Here is a 16,343-nt window from a genome sequence, read left to right as displayed (position 1 = left end):
GCAGTTATAAATGAATAACGGATGCAAGTAGTGATCGAATCGGTTTTTTCGGTATAATAACTGGAGGAGGGGATTAATTTGGCAGAACCGCTTAAGGCTATGTACGATGGATTATTTTTGGAGAAATTTGCGGGTTTGCTGAAGTCAGCATGGAGTCCTTTTGACGTCGTTCTTTTCGCAGAGCGTGTAAGGGATGGTGACTGGGAGCAATTAGAGTTAAAGGCTCGAACTCGAAAAATTACAGAAGCGCTGGGTGCTACATTACCGCAGGCATATGATGAAGCGCTGGCTGTTTTATATCAAATAGATGAAAAATGCACTGGGCTGCCTTTTATCGTATTTCCAGACTTCGTCGAGGTGTTTGGACTGGAGCCGCAAAACTGGGAGCTGTCTTTGGACGCGCTGGAGCGCTTTACGAAATATTCGACCTCAGAATTTGCAATAAGAGCATTCATTCTTGCCGATCCACAGCGTATGGCTAAGCAAATGCTTATATGGGCAGATCATCCGAATGAGCACGTAAGGCGGCTTGCGAGCGAAGGCATAAGACCACGCCTGCCATGGGCGCAGGCGCTGCCGCTCTTTAAGCGAGATCCATCGCCGATTGTTCCGATTTTGGAGAAGCTGAAATGTGATGATTCACTTTATGTGCGTAAGAGCGTAGCTAACAACTTGAATGATATTGCGAAAGATCATCCGGAGCTTGTCACCACGCTTGCGCAGGCTTGGATCGGCAATGATGCGAAGACGGATTGGATCATTCGTCATGGCTGCCGTACGCTGATTAAGCAATCAAGCCCGCAGATCATGGAATTGTTTGGGTACGCGAAGCACTCGTCTGCAGAAGAAGAGGAACACCCGCTTGTTGCTTTTGCTGCAATCGAGGTAGATCCAGAGACGGTTGCTATTGGTGGTGAGGTATCTATACGCTATCGCATACAGCTGCGTGAGGGTGAGCCGGCCAAGCTGCGTATCGAATATGGAATTGCATTCGTGAAGTCTGGAGGGAAAACTTCATTGAAACGTTTCCTGCTATCGGATCGCGAGTATGCTGGAGGAGCGTCAGCTTCAAGTGTTCGCACTCATCGTTTTGCTGATTTAACGACGCGAAAGCATTATAGCGGGCTTCATCTTGTAACGCTTTGGGTAAATGGAAGAGAGGTGGCTTCAGCCGAACTTCTGGTGACGGAGGCAGAATCAACATGACGATTGGTGCAAGAGTTTTAAAAACGGGGATGGCTGTTGCCTTAGCGATTTACTTGAGCAGCTTGTTCGGCTTCGCTTCCCCGCTTATTGCTGCTGTGGCAGCTATATTTACGATTCAGCCTTCTATTTACCGCTCATGGCAGCGTGTAGCGGATCAAGTGCAAACGAATCTGCTTGGTGCTGTAATGGCGATTGTAGCCGTTCGGTTATTCGGCCATACGCCGATTGCGGCAGGTCTTGTATGTATCCTTGTCATTCTCATTAGTATTCGCTTGAAGATGGAGAGCACGATTAGTCTGACGCTAGTAACGGTCGTTGCCATTATGGAAGCGAATGGACAAGGCTGGGACGTGGCAATTGGAAGATTTTTAATGGTGCTAACGGGTATTGGAGCATCATTTGCGGTTAACGTGCTCGTATTTCCTCCACGGCCAAGGAAGCAATTTACCGAACAGGTTCATCATGCCTATTCACAGCTTTCTCTGCTGCTTCGCACAGCCATTTCGAATGAGATGAAGGAGCAGGTTTTCCGCCAAGAGAAGGACAAGCTTCACGATACGCTGCACAAGCTGGAGGAACGCCACACCGTTTTCGAAGAGGAGCGCAAAGTGCTTGCGAAGACGAAGACGAGCCATGCCCGTCAGCTGCTTGTATCGAAACAAATGATTAAGTCTCTGCAAAAAGGGGCTGATCTGCTCGATGTGGTGGAGGAGCATTATTTTTCCTCCCAAAGTGCCAGTGAGTGGGCGCTGCGCTTCGATCGGCAAATTGAGGATTTATCGAAGTATCACGAGCACATCTTGTTGAAAGCTGAAGGGAAAATGAAGCCTAATGCGCTGATTGAGCCTGAGGAAGAACGAGAAGCGCGGTTTGTGAAGGAATTGACAGCATACATTTTGGAAGACCCGGACGAGCATAAGCGTCTCGTCTTTGTCGCTTCGGCATTGTTCGAATATGCCTACCATTTGCGGCGACTGGAGAAGCTGCTCGATCAAGTGACGCAGCGCGAGGAAAACGCAAAGCGCTGTGCTGAAGAGGCAGAGAATGGACCAAAGTCATCATGAACGGATTTAGCTGATTAGTTTAGCAAATAAAACAAAAACAGCAGGTTAGAACGCCGCTTAAGAGCGTTCTTGCCTGCTGTTTTTCTGCTTATATTACAGCATGCTCAATGTTTACTGATCATCGTCAGTTTTGTTGCTGCCTTCATGACGCCTTGGATGCTGCATATGAGCCTCTGGGTTATTATCATCATCATGCGGCACCAGCCTCGGATCAGTATGCCCCTCATGATGATTATTGAAGAAGAGCTCAACGAGCTGCCACTCGGTTGTTCCAAGCATCGGATCTGCTGGGAACACATCTCCGCGTTCGAGCTGCTCTTCACGTCCCCATTCATTGCGGTAGGTGCCTTTTACTTCAACAGGCTCACCAGATAGGGGATTCATCTCATTATGGTTATTATCATTGCTCATATGGTGTCAACCAACCTTCCTGTCCTTATAATCCGTGCTTGGGCACAGCTGAACGATCGGCATCTGACTGCAGTTCGCTCGCTGACGATTTGCTGGCTAGATTGCGGTCTGCTCGGGATTGCGCCTTGCTTGCTGCCTTCTGTTGATCGGATGGCTGTTTGCCTGACATGTGGTCACCCTCCTCGAGAATCTCATCGTTTTTTTATTTTCTTTATCTTCAGAAGAAGATCCTCAACAGTGTGCCACAAAAGGATGAAATGTATGAGTACAAGGTGGAAGAACAGGAGCAAACTATAATAAGTGGAGTCCGCATGAGGGGCAAACCGAATCACGTTCAGTGACGATCTCATCGCAAGCGGGACATGGTTCGGAAAATGGTGCTTTAGCAGCTGCGGCATCATGTATGAGCTCGCCTTTGCCTTCTTTTATGGCGGAGGATTGTTCGGGATTCGGACGGAGATGGGCAGGCGTTCCGAAGATCGTCTCCACCATCTCTTTCATGTCCTTAAATTTATCTGAGTCATCTGTAACAATTCGAATGAACATAAACATGCCGGCGAGCAGAGCAAACGCAATGACCAGCACGATCGTCGTAGCCCCAACATCAAACCATGTGAGGAGAGGGAGAGGCGCTTGTACAGGCAAACTAGCCAAGATGGTCCATGAAAACATACTCCATCACCTCACCCATTCAGCTGATAGCGGGATTCGAGACGTTTGCCCCCGAACCACATGACCAGAACAGCAGTAATCGAGACGAATATACGCCAAGGCTCATTGACTAAATTGCCAATATCGAAGCTAATCAAGGAAATGCAAAATATCATAACTGCCTTCCCAAGCAGTGTAGCGAGCATAAAAGTAGGGAATGGCACCTTGCTAAGTCCGGATACGACAGTTATAACAACTGAAGGTGTAAAAGGGAAGCAAGCCAGCAGGAATAGCGGCGTGAAGCCGCGGCGTTCAACCCAATTGAAGAACCGCTGCGACTTGGGAAATCTTCGCTCTAGTTTCCCTTTTACATTGCGTCCGAGCTTTCGGCTGATCCAAAATACGCAGAAGGCACCAGCGCTTACACCGATCCATGAAAAAAGAAATCCAAAGCCGAGGCCGTAAATGTTGGCATTAGCCGCAATGATAAGAATTAATGGGAGGAAAGGGAGAAACGATTCAAGCATGGGAAGCAAAATGCCGGGAAAAGGCCCCCATTGCGAATAGCTTTCCAATGTCCATTGGATTGAATCGAGATCCAAGTGTTTTAAGTATTCAAGCCAGTTGCGCCAATCATCCATAGATCTAACCCCGTTCTACTTGTTTGTAGCTTTTTCATTTGTAGCGAATGCCGGAAATGGGAACCATAAATAAAATAAACCGATCAATCCAAAGAGGATTGCGCTTGTCCAAAAAACGGATGCTTCTCCGTTCCAAGCCGCGATTAAGCCGCCAGCAGCTGGACCGATCATAACGCCTATTCCTTCAAAAGTGGATAATACGCCCCAGCCAAGCCCTTCTTGATTAGGTGGAACATAGGCAGCGAGCAGCGCATTCCAAACAGGCAAAATAGCTGAATAGGATAATCCAAGAGCAGCCGCTATTAGTAAACAATACCAGAACGAAAGTCCTGATGCCAGCATATATAAACCAAATGCAAACGCTCCAAATCCAGTCACGAGAAACCATTTTTTATTAACCAGCTTATCGGCAAGTTTCCCCATGGGGATGAGTCCACCTGCAGCAAAAAGTCCTCCGGCCGTTAAAAGAATGGAGTATTGCGTGCCTGAGATACCCAGCTCCTGATTTGCGAAGCTTGGTAAAATGGGAACGAGCATGCTTGCGCCTGTCGTCTGCAAAATCATCCCCGGCAGCAGCATCTTCATATGGCCGAGTCGTTCCTTCAGAATGACGAGCTGCGTTCGAAATGGCATACGGTTTGATGCAGCAGCCCTTTCTTTGCTCATGAAAAGTGTTAATACGCATGCAGCCACAGACATGCTGACAAGCAGCTTGTACGTAAAAGATACGCTGAAATCGAGCAGAATATTACATACGATCGGACCGCTTCCTAGTCCCACCATCCAAATGGTGTAGAGCGTTCCCATTTGAGTTGCACGCTGCTGCTCAGTTACTTTCGTTAAACATACGATCCAGATCGGTGACATTCCGATGCCATATAGTGCGGCTGCACCAATGAACATCCATGGCAGCTCGGAGAATTGCAGCAAATATATGCCGATCAGCGAAATAATTAAACCTGCTTGAACGACGATACGAGTTGAGAAACGATCGAGCAAGTAGCCAATAGCCATTTTGAGCAGCGTATCGGTTAAATAATGAGCTGAAATCGCAGCGCCGATAACATCAGGTGATAGGCTTAATGTTTTTGCTCCAAAAATAGGCAGCAAACTAACAAGAACAGCACCTCTTACAAACTCCACAACAAACAAAATAACGGAGATAAGTCGCATCTCCGCTCCAAACCAACTTTTCTGATTTGTAATCACGGGCAAGCCCCTTATCCATTATAAAGTGATTGCTTTCTCCATTATACGTAAGTTGGATAAAATATCCAAAACGATGCTATCTGCTGCGGTTTGTGAGGCTTGAAGCTGTTTAGTGGATTGTCTGCTATTAGTAAGACGTAATGGATCATGAACGAGTTTCAAAATTTGTTCCGTCAGCTCATTCACCTCATAGGCAACGACAGCTGCGCCTTTGGACTTAAGATACAATGCATTTTGTTTTTCTTGTCCAGGAACTGGCTTGTAGATGAATATGGGCAGCTCGGCAGCGATCGCTTCTGATAATGTAACGCCACCTGGCTTAGTGATGAGGCAATTAGATATAGCCATAAGCTCGTGAATAGACTCAATAAACCCGTACACCTGCAGGCGAGAAGCTCCTTCATGTGCTTGAAATTGTTGCTCAATAATATTTTTCATAAACAGATTATGTCCGCATACGAGCGCGACCTGAACCTCAGCGTTTTGCAGCAAGCTGCTGCAAATTTGCGATACATCAGGCAAAACGCCCTGCGCTCCCGCCATGATTAGGACGATAGGTTGATTAGGATTTAGTTTATATCTCTCGTAGAGCTCGCTTGAGGCGGCTGTTGCACGGAATCCGCGTTTGAGCGGAATGCCGCTCACTTGAATTGCCCTCTCCGGTATTCCCAGCGAGGAAAGCTCTAATCGGAGATCCTCTGTAGCGACATAATAGCGGTCGACGCTTGGATGAACCCAGCGCCTGTGAAGATCAAAATCGGTAATGACAGCATAGGAGGGAGGATGAACGCTTTTACGTTTCTTAAGCTTCGGCAGAGCAAAGCTAGGGAAAGTATGCACGACGATATCCGGCTGCTCGACTGCAAGAATACGCCTAATTTTTTCTGTACCGAAGGAATGAAGAAGCCCGCCAAACAAAGAATCATGCTTCATTAGCCTTGTGAAATCATACACCCAGCCATATAGCGAGGGCATATGCGTATAGCTCTTTAAGTAAAAGCGCTTAGCAAACTCATTTATCCAAGGGTGAGATTCTGCCATGAGATCGACCATTACCGTACGATAATTGCCATGCTCCTCCCAAGCGCTCTTAATCGCGCGAGCAACCTGAAGATGGCCTTCTCCATATGAAGCGTACAAAATTAACAATTTCGGCTGCGGTTTTTCCTCGAAACGTATCATAGACACACCTCCTGCCGTTAGTGTAACGAACATTTGTTATGCGATTGTGAACGGCGTTTGGTTACTTTGTGTATTTTTAGTATAATGAATACGCAATCCATCCTATTTCAAAATTGAAGGAGCGATGATTAGAGTGCAATACACGAAACTAGGAAGATCTGGACTTCGAGTAAGCCGTTTATGTCTGGGCACAATGAATTTTGGCGTGGACACGGACGAGAAGGAATCATTTCGTATATTAGACGCAGCTCTAGATGCAGGCATTAATTTTATCGATACCGCTAACATTTACGGTTGGGGCGAGAACGCAGGCCGTACAGAAGAAATTATCGGAAAATGGTTCAAGCAGGGCGACGGACGCCGTGAACGTACGGTGCTGGCTACAAAAGTATACGGCGACATGCATGATAATCATGACGGTCCGAACCGTGAAGCGGGACTATCCGCATATAAAATTCGCAGACATTTGGAAGGTTCGCTTAAGCGTCTTCAAACGGATCATATCGAGCTGTACCAAATGCATCATGTGGATCGCAGTGCAAATTGGAATGAGCTTTGGGGAGCATTCGAAACAGCAGTAAACCAAGGCAAGGTTGGCTACATAGGCTCAAGTAATTTTGCCGGCTGGGATATTGCAGTTGCGCAAGGCGAAGCGAAGGCAAGAGGATCGATCGGTCTTGTATCTGAGCAGCACAAATATAATTTGTTATGCCGTTTGCCGGAACTGGAAGTATTGCCAGCTTCGAAGGAATTAGGACTTGGCGTTATTCCGTGGAGTCCGCTTGACGGCGGCTTGCTTGCAGGCAATCATCGTCGTAAAGACGGAGGCCGCCGCAGCGGAGATTCGAAACGATTGGATCAGCATCGTGATCAATTAGATGCCTATGCTGCATTTTGTGACGAGCTTGGCGAGCCTGAGGATCTCGTTTCACTCGCATGGTTGCTTGCAAATCCGGCAGTAACGGCTCCGATTATCGGTGTCCGCACGCTGGATCAATTCGAGCGCTCGCTTCGCGCAGTTGAAATCTCATTAGATGAATCTGCACTGAAACGTATTGATGAAATATTCCCTGGTCCTGGCGGAGATGCACCGCGCGCTTACGCCTGGTAATGACAAACGCCCCGTATCCATTCATGGATACGGGGCGTATCTTATTCACATCATGCCGATCAAATCAACAAGTTAAACAAAACAGGGTCCTTGTTCAGCTCAAGAAATTGAAAGCCCTTCTTGCTCATACGAGCAACGAGCGGATCGTAATCCTCACGGTGCGTAAGCTCGATGCCGACGAGCGCAGGACCGTTGTCTTTGTTTGATTTTTTGGTGTACTCGAATCGTGTAATATCATCATTAGGACCTAGCACGCTGTCGAGAAATTCACGAAGCGCTCCTGCGCGCTGCGGGAAGCTGACCATAAAGTAATGCTTGTAGCCCTCATAGATGAGAGAACGTTCTTTGATTTCCTGCATCCGATCGACATCATTATTGCCGCCGCTGACGACACAGACGACCGTCTTGCCTTGAATTTGATCACGGTATGCTTCTAGCGCAGCAATGGGCAGTGCGCCTGCCGGCTCGGCTACGATGGCATTCTCATTATACAAATCGAGCATCGTCGTACACACTTTTCCTTCAGGTACGGAAATAACATCGTCAAGCAGGTCTCTGCATAGCTCAAATGATAAATCACCGATACGTTTAACTGCTGCGCCATCGACGAATTTTTCAATTTGATCAAGGGTAACGACTTCACCTGCATCAAGCGATGCTCTTAGTGATTGCGCGCCTTCCGGCTCCACGCCAATTACCTTTGTTGTCGGTGAGACGATTTTTACATAAGATGAGACGCCGGCTGCAAGCCCGCCACCGCCGACAGTCACGAATACGAAGTCAGGTACGGTATCCGCGGCTTCCATTAATTCTTGTCCTACCGTTCCGTTTCCTGCGATGATTTTGGGATCGTCAAAGGGATGTACGAAGGCAAGGCCATTGCGGTTGCTCTCTGCGACTGCTTCGGCATAAGCATCGTCAAAGGTGTCTCCTGTAAGGATGACTTCTACTTGCGATCCGCCAAAAAAGTTAACCTGCGTCACCTTCTGGCGAGGAGTTGTGCTGGGCATGTATATTTTACCGGGGATGCCAAGTGTTTGGCACGAGTAGGCTACGCCTTGCGCGTGGTTGCCGGCGCTGGCGCAAACCACCCCTTTAGCGAGCGTTTCTGGTGACAGAGAACGCATCATATGGTACGCTCCGCGTATTTTGAAGGAACGAACGATTTGCAGGTCCTCTCGTTTTAGAAGAACATGACATCCAAACCGCTCGGACAGCACACGGTTATGTTGAAGTGGTGTTCGTGTAATGATATCCTTTAAGTGCATTTGAGCTTGAACGATTTCTTCAAGCCCAATACGATGCAGCGGTATAGGATTTGTGTTCATAGGTGACCATCCTCTCGGCATTTTTTTGATCAACAGTAAAAATGATTGGATTCATTATAGCACTATCATTATGAGATGACGTAATAGAAATCGTTTATCTGTATAGCAAGGAGAGGATTCACATGGGAAAAACCTTAAAAAGACTTCTAATGAGCTTCATTGTTATTCTTTTACTGCTTGGCGGCGCACTATGGTGGTTCCTGTCTTACATTGCACCGGATGAGCCGCTGGACATGAGCTACGCGCCGATTGATGTGAAAGAGAAAGCGCTGGATATGGTCAAAAAGATGAAGCTGGAGCTCGTCCTCACGGAATCCGATATTAACCATTTGATCAAAATGAATATGAAAGACGAGCTTGCCATCAGCAGACCAGAATCCGCTGATCAAGAAATGGCGAGGGATATTCATCTAGATGGGGCAAACTTTGACCTCGAAGAGAACAAGCTGATTGCACAAATGAATATTACCTATAAGAACAAAATTCCTGCGAGATTGGATGCGGTATATTCACTGGACTGGGAGTCTCCAAACATTATTCTTAAACCCCAATCGCTTTCTGTCAAAGCTATTCAGCTGCCGCTAAGTATGCTAGAAACGATCGTCATTCCACTAGATTTGCCGGCACAGGAAGTTGTAACGGTGAGAGATGTACAGTTCGAGAATAATCAGATAAAAATTCGTTTCAAGCTCCAAATTCAATTAAAGCTGTAATGAACGAAGAATCTTGGAAAAGAAAACGACAGATTAAGGACGAATCCTTAATCTGTCGTTTTTCATAATTTCGTTTTTTAAGAGATGCCTAATCCAGCGCTAGCATAGCCAGCTACAAGATTGACAAGTGATACACCAGTAGCTGTAGCAGAGAAGACAAGAAGAAGGCGTGTTCCAGCAGTAACAGGAATAGATAAACCTGGAGTAATGCCGCTGCTAATAGTGCCTAGAGCCAGAATGCCGGTAAGTGGAGGAGCTAATGTTACAACAGCGCCTGGAACTGCAGTAAACGAATTGTTTGGAGTCGTTGACTGGTAAAGCTGAGCAGTAATAGTTACTGTAGAGTTGACAAGCGAAAGCGCTGCTGTTGTACTGAAGTAAGCTGCAAGAGAAGTGATCGTACCATCGCGCGGCACAGAGAAAGCAAAGTTAAGAAGTGTTCCTGCAGCGCCTGTGAGGTCGATTATACCGCCAAGTATACTAACGCCTACAGCGGAGGAACCAAAACCTACCAGACTCGAAGTTCCTACCAAACCGCCTAATACTGTCGTTAATTCGGTTGGAATGCCTGAAGCAAAAGGAATAATAGCGCCCGCACCATCAATACCAGTAGCACCAGTAGCGCCAGTACCACCAGTAGCACCAGTAGCGCCGGTAACGCCAGCAGTACCAGTAGCACCAGTAACACCCGGATCTCCTGTAGCCCCAGTAGCACCGGTAACACCAGCAGTACCGGTAGCGCCCGTAGCCCCAGTAACACCCGGATCTCCCGTAGCCCCAGTAGCACCGGTAACGCCAGCGGTACCAGTAGCGCCAGTAGCTCCTGCAACACCTGGATCTCCAGTAGCACCAGTCGCTCCAGTAGCACCAGTCGCTCCTGTAGCTCCTACTCCTGGTCCTGTAGGACCTGCTGGACCAGTAGCACCGGTTACGCCGCTAATACCATTTGCACCAGTCGCTCCCGTAACTCCAACTCCAGTAGCGCCGGTAGAACCCGCTGCCCCTGCAGATCCTGTTGCACCTGTAGGACCAGCTATTCCTTGAGGCCCTTGTGGACCTTGTGGTCCTTGCGGTCCTCTTCTGCCTTTGTGGCCTTCTTCTCCTCGCTCAGCTACGACTTTAACTCTTTGAGATATAATTTTTTTCTTTACAACTATTATTTTGTCATCGTGTTTCTTCCTTCTTGGACTGCAACCTGCAGTCGGTTTTCTGACACAACGTTTCTTATAATAATAATGACTCAGCGAAAACACCTCCTTGTTAGATGCCTTATTATACGGCTGTACTCTATCTATTGATTGGGTATCTATCTGCTATGGTCATAGTCCTTCAACTATATTTGCGGATATGTGTGTTTGTATGGGATGGATGATCAACTACTAAATGATAGAGAAGTAGAAGAGCATGAATGAAGAATAAATGAAGAACAGGATTGACATTATTATTGAGAATGGTTATCATGTATACGAAAGTGATAATCATTATCACTATATGGTGTTGTTCTTTTACTACTGCCATGAAAGAGTTTGGATAGACATCCCCAATAACACCTTATAAGAAACGAAACATATTGCATTATTAGTGAATGGATAACGATATAACGATTATTTTTATAGGAGTGAGAGACATGCAGACTGAAACGAGCAAGCCTTGGAATTGGCTGCTCTTTCCCTTCTCGTCCGTTAAAGCAGGAGCTGATAGCTTGTATGCCGCTTCAGTCGGTCACGGGATTTACCAAATCGATGCTGAAGGAGAATGGAAGAAGCTTGATCAAGGCATGGAAGACCAGACTAATGTAAATCGGCTGCAGTTGCAGCATGATTTGCTGCATGCCTGCTCAAGCAGCGGCTTATATGAATGGAACGGAGAAGCATGGGTCAATGATGGCATATTGATTCCTAGTTATCAGTATCGCAAGATCGGTGGAAGCAGCTATGTTGCAACGGAATATGGGCTTTGGTCCAAGGCTAGCTCCAAATGGGAGCAAATAGCATGCCAAGATAAACGTGTATATGATTTTATGAATTTGCCTCAATATTTGATTATTTCGCATGAGAGCGGCATCTCTTTATATGATCGTTTTATGGATGATTGGGCTCATTTTGAGCTGGATGCAAGTGTAACAAGCTTAGCGGTATTCAGAGGCCACTTAATTGGAACGAGCGATCAAGGCGAGCTGTTTATTGGCGATAAAAAAGGAAGATTTGACCGGATAAGATTCGGCAAACTTTTTATTTTTTCTGTGCAGGCGAAGGGCAATGAGGTTTATGTATGTACGGATCGCGGATTATTCCAGCTTACTTATTTGTGTAATCAAGTAACTCTTCTATCCGTTAAACTTGGTTATCCTGTAACAGATATTGATATGCAAGATGGAAATCTGTATCTCGCTACGCTTTTCCAAGGCATTCAAACGATAAATGTCTAACGACAAAAAATAGAAAGCGGAGGAAAAAAGATGCCCAAAATACTTGTGGTGTATGCTAGCATGACCGGAAATACAGAAGAAATGGCCGAGGCGATAGTAGAAGGCGCTAAGGAAGCGGGTGCCGAGGTTGTTTCTAAAGAGGCCTTTGATGCTACTGCAGATGAGCTGAATCATTATGACGCGATTATTATAGGCGCCTACACATGGGGAGACGGTGAGCTTCCGGATGAATTTCTCGACTTCTTCGAAGAAATGGATGGACTTGATCTTAGCGGCAAGAAAGCAGCCGTATTTGGCTCAGGTGATACATCATACCCAATCTATTGCGGCGCTGTAGATACAATTGAAGCGAAGCTGAAGGAGCTCGGCGCAGAAATTGCGGGAGAGTGCATTAAATTTGAATATAACGCGTCGGAAGAAGAGAAAGAGCAAGGAAGAAGATTAGGACGCCAAATTGCGGGTCTTGTAGCGGTAGCCGGATAGTGGAACGAGAAAGGCGGACTTTGTAATGGAGCAGTTGCCAGCGATTTTGAGAGTGGAAGACTATAAGCTAGAAGAGCTGCTGCGTTGCCCCGAACGGTTCGCTCGAAGAAAATCCGGTCGCAAGCAGGAAAGTGACGTGAATTGGCGGCAGCTTGTTCAATATGCAGCCAGCCACACGGTAAACGACTTTTATCGTCAGTCCAAAGAGACCCGCGGAGTAGAAACGATACATACTTCCGTTGAGAATTGGTGGACGAATCGCAATTATAAATTTCATTCCGACGAGCATTTCTTGCAAATGAAGCAAACGATTAAGGAGCATTTGGCAGCCTTCTTGCTTGGAGGCGGAGCACCGAGTATGCCGATTATCTTTTATGAGCAAATGACGGCTTATGTAGAGGAGCTCGATTTGGAGATTTCACAAATCTTTCATTTGGTTTCTGCCGAGCAAGAGGATTCGCTTGATCATTATATAGTTCAAAAGCTAGCAGTAGATACAGATGAAGACGCTCTTAATCTATATTTTCATATGACATCGGTATTTTGTATGAGTGCATTCGAGAAGCTCCCTGACCGAATCGAGGTGTTCTCCCTTTTAAGCGGTAAGCAGGTCGTGTTCGTGCCTGACGAGCAATCGCTTGAGCTTTCTTATGATTATATGTTTTTGGTCAAAAGCTTGCTGCCGGACGTAGATTTCTTTAAGGTTAATTCGGGCTCGGATGTACAGCTGGTGATGTGAAATTGCTGCTGAAAATAATACAAAATTTGCAAATCCCCCAAGTCATTTCCGGAAGCGGAATGGTGGGGGATTTCTTTTGTTGTAGACAAATGAAATGGTTTTCAAGTAACATGAGCAGTAGTCATTTTTTGCACATTTACACATGATTATTAATTGTGAAGTTTATTTTACTGTGAAAAAGTAAGCGTATGCTTTTTAAGGCAAGTTTTGCTAGGTAAATTGAGCATAGGCTAGGATGGCAGGCTTTGCTATGCAAAAACTGGATTAATGTTTATGGAGAGAGTTTTGCTGCGCAAAACAAAGGTTATGAGTATGAAGAAGTTTTTGCTATGCAAAACAAAGCTCATGCTTACGAAGTAAGTTTTGCTATGCAAAACTTTAGAAGGAGAGAGATTAGGTTGTCAGAGGAGCTATTACTAACGTTTCGTTCACCACCATTGCCATTTTTCATAGAATCCAACCGTTTGGTTTATCGTGCGGGCGAGGAGCATCCGAATCGGACGAACCTCGGCGTATTTGATTTGTTGTATGTGAACAAGGGAGCACTGCATGTAGCAGAGGATAATCGCAGATGGACGCTCGGTCCTGGAGATGTGCTTATTTTAAGGCCGGACCGCTGGCATTATTCTACACGTCCATGCGAGGAAGAGACTGTGTTTGATTGGATTCATTTTCAAACAGTAGGCGCTTGGGAGGAGACGGTAGGCAATCAAAGTGGATCGCTTAGAGGGGACTACTACACTTATGCCATTCGTCTGCCTAAACAAATGAAGCTTACCTACACGGATGAAGCGAGTCTTATTTTCTCGCAATTGCATGAGGCTTCCAAAGGCTCGTCACATGGCGCGTTCTGGGATCGGCAGCAACGGTTTCTGCATTTGCTTCAAATGCTGGACGAAGGCTGGCGCTCGGATGCGGCTAAAGCTGCCGTATCGGTAGCAGAGCGTGCGGCTGCCTACTTAAAGCTGAATTATCGTACACCAATCAGCAACACGATGCTGAGTGATGTGCTGGAGTTACATACGAATTATATTACTCGCTGCATGAGTGAGGTTTTTGATTGTACGCCGCAGCAATATTTGCTTTATTATAGACTCGATCAAGCAAAGCTGCTGCTTATTAAGACAGATTGGACGATTGCAAAAGTAGCAGAGGAAACAGGCTTCCGGCAGACGCCGCATTTCTCAAGGCTGTTTGCATCCCATACGGGAATGCCTCCTCTTAAATTCCGAAAAAGATTTACGATGTAGGTCGAAGGGTTTTGAAGAGTAGAGGAACTATTTTCGGCAAACTGTTGTTTAGACTTTCTAATATTCTGAATAGGAACGTTGCATAAATATCGCGACTTTAACAAAAACTGGATTCAACAACGTGAAAAGGGTGGTCGCGATGATTGAACGGTTTTCGTTAACAGCAGATATTGGCGATATAGTGGATATGTTTCAGGTAGGAAAAGTAATTCGGGGGCATACAAACCGATTTAATGCAGCTCCGACTCAGATGGTTTCGATTGTCATGAATGATCGATTTGATCAGCGGACAATGGAGGAATCGAGATGGGGGCTGTTTCCTTTTTGGGCGAAGGATGCGGTTAATGCAGATCATATGACATTGTCCGAGAAGCCTTTCTTAGAAAGAATGCTTCGCAGACAAAGATGTGTGCTGCCATGCAGCGGCTTTTTTGGTCAAAAGCAATTCGGAAAAGAGCGTGATCCGAGGGCGATGCATATCGTTGTTCCAAGCCAGCAGCTTTTTGGCATAGCGGGCATTTACGACTGCTGGAAAAACGTGAGCGGCAAGGAAGTGCGTGCCTTCACTATGATTACCGCAGCTTCGACAGGAGCGATGTCGGTGTGGCAGCCTCGAGTTCCGGTTATTTTGGACGAAGATGGTATGGAAGATTGGCTCAATCCGCGTATTACCGAATTCAGTGGATTGCGGAAGCATTTAGAGGCTATGGACACTTATCTCATGCGCGCCTACCCGGTAACGAATGCGGTGCATGATGATCTGTACGAATCGCCGGATTGCATCCGTGAAATCCGTCCTGATTTTGCTTAAGTAAAATGAAGTGTAGTTAACCAAAAAGGCGTCCTATCTCTGACTCGGCTCTGTATGCGGCCGAAACAGGGTAGACGCCTTTTTTTGATTTTTTAGTGGACGGGGTTAGGTGCTTGAATCAGATATATAATGATTTAGTTGGTTGTAAATGGAATCAACTTAAGTAAAAAATTTTAAGCACGATACGGGTGAGAGGCAATTAGATGAAAACTAGGACATTTAAGCGCGAGCGCGTTGGAGCTCTGTTGTTAATAGCGGAACGACCTCGAATAAATCGCCTACGATGCCATAATCAGCAACGCTGAAAATAGGGGCATCGGGGTCTTTGTTGATAGCGACAATGACGCGAGATTGGCTCATACCCGCCAGATGTTGAATAGCGCCGCTGATTCCGCAGGCAATATAGAGCTGAGGTGTAACAACTTTGCCGGTTTGCCCGATTTGGAGGGCATAATCACAGTAGCCGGCATCGCATGCGCCGCGAGAGGCGCCGACTGCGCCCCCGAGCGCTGTTGCCATCGCTTGCAGCGGCTCAAAACCTGCTGCGCTGCGAACGCCTCGGCCGCCGGACACGACGACGTCGGCTTCGGCAAGATCAAGCTGCCCGCYGGCGCGGCGCACAAGGCTGCGCACGGCGGTATAAAGCGGCGGCACCGTGAACGGCAGCTCCGCTGCGGTGCCCTTTATATCGGCGGCGTCCAGTGGTTCTGCCGCCGGCAAGTTGTTCGGGCGCACCGTGATGACCCACGTCGCGCCCGAAATAAAGCTGCGCCGCTCGAACGCCTTGCCGGCGTAGAGCGGGCGGGTAAATAAGACGTCATTGCCATCGTCAGATGTTTCGATGGCAATGACGTCAGCGATGTGGCCAGCGCCATGGGCAGCGGCCACTCGGGGCGCGAGCTCGCGCCCCAAAGCGGTGTGGCCGAGCAATAGCGCGTCCGGCCGCACCGCAGTTATGGCTGCGCCGAGGGCGGCGATGTACGCCTCGGGCGCAAAGGCGCGAAGGGCCGGATCGTCGGCGATATGCACGACGTCCGCGCCCCGCGCGATCAGTGCGGCGGCTTCATCCGCCGCACCGCCGAAGCAGGCAAGGACGGCGTGGACATGGTGGACATG

18 protein-coding genes are annotated in these 16,343 nt (G+C 47.2%); 9 read left to right on the top strand and 9 right to left on the bottom strand.

The features are described 5' to 3' along the window. The first annotated feature begins 78 nt into the window (after window positions 1–78). Together AC1DPK_RS15805 and AC1DPK_RS15800 are read left to right on the top strand one after the other, a co-directional pair. On the top strand, window positions 79–1,206 hold the full coding sequence (locus tag AC1DPK_RS15805; protein WP_477510917.1) for a DNA alkylation repair protein: 1,128 nt from the start codon (window positions 79–81) through the stop codon (window positions 1,204–1,206). Continuing rightward, window positions 1,203–2,270: an FUSC family protein gene (locus AC1DPK_RS15800; protein ID WP_441877878.1), complete on the top strand. Its 1,068-nt coding sequence runs from the start codon at window positions 1,203–1,205 to the stop codon at window positions 2,268–2,270. Before AC1DPK_RS15805 ends, AC1DPK_RS15800 begins: the two co-directional genes overlap by 4 nt. Window positions 2,271–2,381: 111 nt before the next feature. Here AC1DPK_RS15800 and AC1DPK_RS15795 read toward each other — a convergent pair whose 3' ends face one another. From AC1DPK_RS15795 to AC1DPK_RS15770, 6 genes are all read right to left on the bottom strand, one after another. Next, window positions 2,382–2,681 carry a transposase gene (locus AC1DPK_RS15795; protein WP_339206509.1) on the bottom strand — a complete coding sequence of 100 codons (300 nt, stop codon included), beginning with the start codon at window positions 2,679–2,681 and terminating at the stop codon, window positions 2,382–2,384. A 25-nt stretch (window positions 2,682–2,706) separates the two neighbouring features. Continuing rightward, entirely contained in the window at window positions 2,707–2,850 is a 144-nt protein-coding gene (locus tag AC1DPK_RS15790; RefSeq protein WP_179089810.1) for a hypothetical protein, read from the bottom strand. A 122-nt stretch (window positions 2,851–2,972) separates the two neighbouring features. After that, entirely contained in the window at window positions 2,973–3,353 is a 381-nt protein-coding gene (locus tag AC1DPK_RS15785; RefSeq protein WP_477510916.1) for a zinc ribbon domain-containing protein, read from the bottom strand. 11 nt (window positions 3,354–3,364) lie between these two features. Then, entirely contained in the window at window positions 3,365–3,973 is a 609-nt protein-coding gene (locus AC1DPK_RS15780) for a TVP38/TMEM64 family protein (RefSeq protein ID WP_076268400.1), read from the bottom strand. Window positions 3,974–3,988: 15 nt separating this feature from the next. Further along, the gene (locus AC1DPK_RS15775) at window positions 3,989–5,182 is read right to left on the bottom strand and encodes an MFS transporter (protein ID WP_477510915.1); all 1,194 of its coding nucleotides are present in this window, start codon (window positions 5,180–5,182) and stop codon (window positions 3,989–3,991) included. Window positions 5,183–5,200: 18 nt separating this feature from the next. Continuing rightward, window positions 5,201–6,364: an MGDG synthase family glycosyltransferase gene (locus tag AC1DPK_RS15770; RefSeq protein WP_477510914.1), complete on the bottom strand. Its 1,164-nt coding sequence runs from the start codon at window positions 6,362–6,364 to the stop codon at window positions 5,201–5,203. 133 nt (window positions 6,365–6,497) lie between these two features. Between AC1DPK_RS15770 and AC1DPK_RS15765 the strand changes: the two genes are divergently transcribed. After that, the gene (locus AC1DPK_RS15765) at window positions 6,498–7,475 is read left to right on the top strand and encodes an aldo/keto reductase (protein ID WP_477510913.1); all 978 of its coding nucleotides are present in this window, start codon (window positions 6,498–6,500) and stop codon (window positions 7,473–7,475) included. A 59-nt stretch (window positions 7,476–7,534) separates the two neighbouring features. Here AC1DPK_RS15765 and ilvA read toward each other — a convergent pair whose 3' ends face one another. Further along, entirely contained in the window at window positions 7,535–8,803 is a 1,269-nt protein-coding gene (gene ilvA, locus AC1DPK_RS15760) for a threonine ammonia-lyase IlvA (protein WP_076268397.1), read from the bottom strand. 122 nt (window positions 8,804–8,925) lie between these two features. Here ilvA and AC1DPK_RS15755 point away from each other — a divergent pair, with 122 nt between their 5' ends. Then, the gene (locus AC1DPK_RS15755; protein ID WP_477510912.1) at window positions 8,926–9,516 is read left to right on the top strand and encodes a hypothetical protein; all 591 of its coding nucleotides are present in this window, start codon (window positions 8,926–8,928) and stop codon (window positions 9,514–9,516) included. A gap of 77 nt (window positions 9,517–9,593) precedes the next feature. Here the strand turns inward: AC1DPK_RS15755 and AC1DPK_RS15750 are convergent, their stop codons facing one another. After that, on the bottom strand, window positions 9,594–10,769 hold the full coding sequence (locus tag AC1DPK_RS15750; RefSeq protein ID WP_477510911.1) for an exosporium glycoprotein BclB-related protein: 1,176 nt from the start codon (window positions 10,767–10,769) through the stop codon (window positions 9,594–9,596). A gap of 374 nt (window positions 10,770–11,143) precedes the next feature. Between AC1DPK_RS15750 and AC1DPK_RS15745 the strand changes: the two genes are divergently transcribed. The 5 genes from AC1DPK_RS15745 to AC1DPK_RS15725 all read left to right on the top strand — a co-directional run bounded on the left by AC1DPK_RS15745 (window position 11,144) and on the right by AC1DPK_RS15725 (window position 15,227). Further along, window positions 11,144–11,944 (top strand): hypothetical protein, encoded by an 801-nt coding sequence (locus AC1DPK_RS15745; protein WP_441877893.1) that lies wholly within the window; start codon window positions 11,144–11,146, stop codon window positions 11,942–11,944. A gap of 30 nt (window positions 11,945–11,974) precedes the next feature. Continuing rightward, window positions 11,975–12,427: a flavodoxin gene (locus AC1DPK_RS15740; protein ID WP_441877895.1), complete on the top strand. Its 453-nt coding sequence runs from the start codon at window positions 11,975–11,977 to the stop codon at window positions 12,425–12,427. A gap of 25 nt (window positions 12,428–12,452) precedes the next feature. Beyond that, the gene (locus AC1DPK_RS15735; protein WP_477510910.1) at window positions 12,453–13,166 is read left to right on the top strand and encodes a hypothetical protein; all 714 of its coding nucleotides are present in this window, start codon (window positions 12,453–12,455) and stop codon (window positions 13,164–13,166) included. A gap of 398 nt (window positions 13,167–13,564) precedes the next feature. Then, the gene (locus AC1DPK_RS15730) at window positions 13,565–14,416 is read left to right on the top strand and encodes a helix-turn-helix domain-containing protein (protein WP_441877899.1); all 852 of its coding nucleotides are present in this window, start codon (window positions 13,565–13,567) and stop codon (window positions 14,414–14,416) included. A 139-nt stretch (window positions 14,417–14,555) separates the two neighbouring features. Next, window positions 14,556–15,227, top strand: coding sequence for an SOS response-associated peptidase (locus tag AC1DPK_RS15725; protein ID WP_477510909.1), 672 nt, complete (start codon window positions 14,556–14,558; stop codon window positions 15,225–15,227). Between the two features lie 219 nt (window positions 15,228–15,446). Here AC1DPK_RS15725 and AC1DPK_RS15720 read toward each other — a convergent pair. After that, on the bottom strand, window positions 15,447–16,343 hold an 897-nt coding region (locus AC1DPK_RS15720; protein ID WP_477510908.1), incomplete at its 5' end, for an electron transfer flavoprotein subunit alpha/FixB family protein.

The organism is Paenibacillus sp. 01T424 (assembly GCF_056398745.1).
This window is presented reverse-complemented; position numbering and strand designations above follow the sequence as displayed.

Excerpts from the sequence above, each read along its gene's own strand:
- AC1DPK_RS15770 (WP_477510914.1), bottom strand. The coding sequence starts at position 6,364 with ATGATACGTTTCGAGGAAAAACCGCAGCCGAAATTGTTAATTTTGTAC.
- AC1DPK_RS15795 (WP_339206509.1), bottom strand. The coding sequence starts at position 2,681 with ATGAGCAATGATAATAACCATAATGAGATGAATCCCCTATCTGGTGAG.
- AC1DPK_RS15790 (WP_179089810.1), bottom strand. The coding sequence starts at position 2,850 with ATGTCAGGCAAACAGCCATCCGATCAACAGAAGGCAGCAAGCAAGGCG.
- AC1DPK_RS15745 (WP_441877893.1), top strand. The coding sequence starts at position 11,144 with ATGCAGACTGAAACGAGCAAGCCTTGGAATTGGCTGCTCTTTCCCTTC.
- AC1DPK_RS15780 (WP_076268400.1), bottom strand. The coding sequence starts at position 3,973 with ATGGATGATTGGCGCAACTGGCTTGAATACTTAAAACACTTGGATCTC.
- AC1DPK_RS15725 (WP_477510909.1), top strand. The coding sequence starts at position 14,556 with ATGATTGAACGGTTTTCGTTAACAGCAGATATTGGCGATATAGTGGAT.
- AC1DPK_RS15785 (WP_477510916.1), bottom strand. The coding sequence starts at position 3,353 with ATGTTTTCATGGACCATCTTGGCTAGTTTGCCTGTACAAGCGCCTCTC.
- AC1DPK_RS15735 (WP_477510910.1), top strand. The coding sequence starts at position 12,453 with ATGGAGCAGTTGCCAGCGATTTTGAGAGTGGAAGACTATAAGCTAGAA.
- AC1DPK_RS15755 (WP_477510912.1), top strand. The coding sequence starts at position 8,926 with ATGGGAAAAACCTTAAAAAGACTTCTAATGAGCTTCATTGTTATTCTT.
- ilvA (WP_076268397.1), bottom strand. The coding sequence starts at position 8,803 with ATGAACACAAATCCTATACCGCTGCATCGTATTGGGCTTGAAGAAATC.
- AC1DPK_RS15800 (WP_441877878.1), top strand. The coding sequence starts at position 1,203 with ATGACGATTGGTGCAAGAGTTTTAAAAACGGGGATGGCTGTTGCCTTA.
- AC1DPK_RS15740 (WP_441877895.1), top strand. The coding sequence starts at position 11,975 with ATGCCCAAAATACTTGTGGTGTATGCTAGCATGACCGGAAATACAGAA.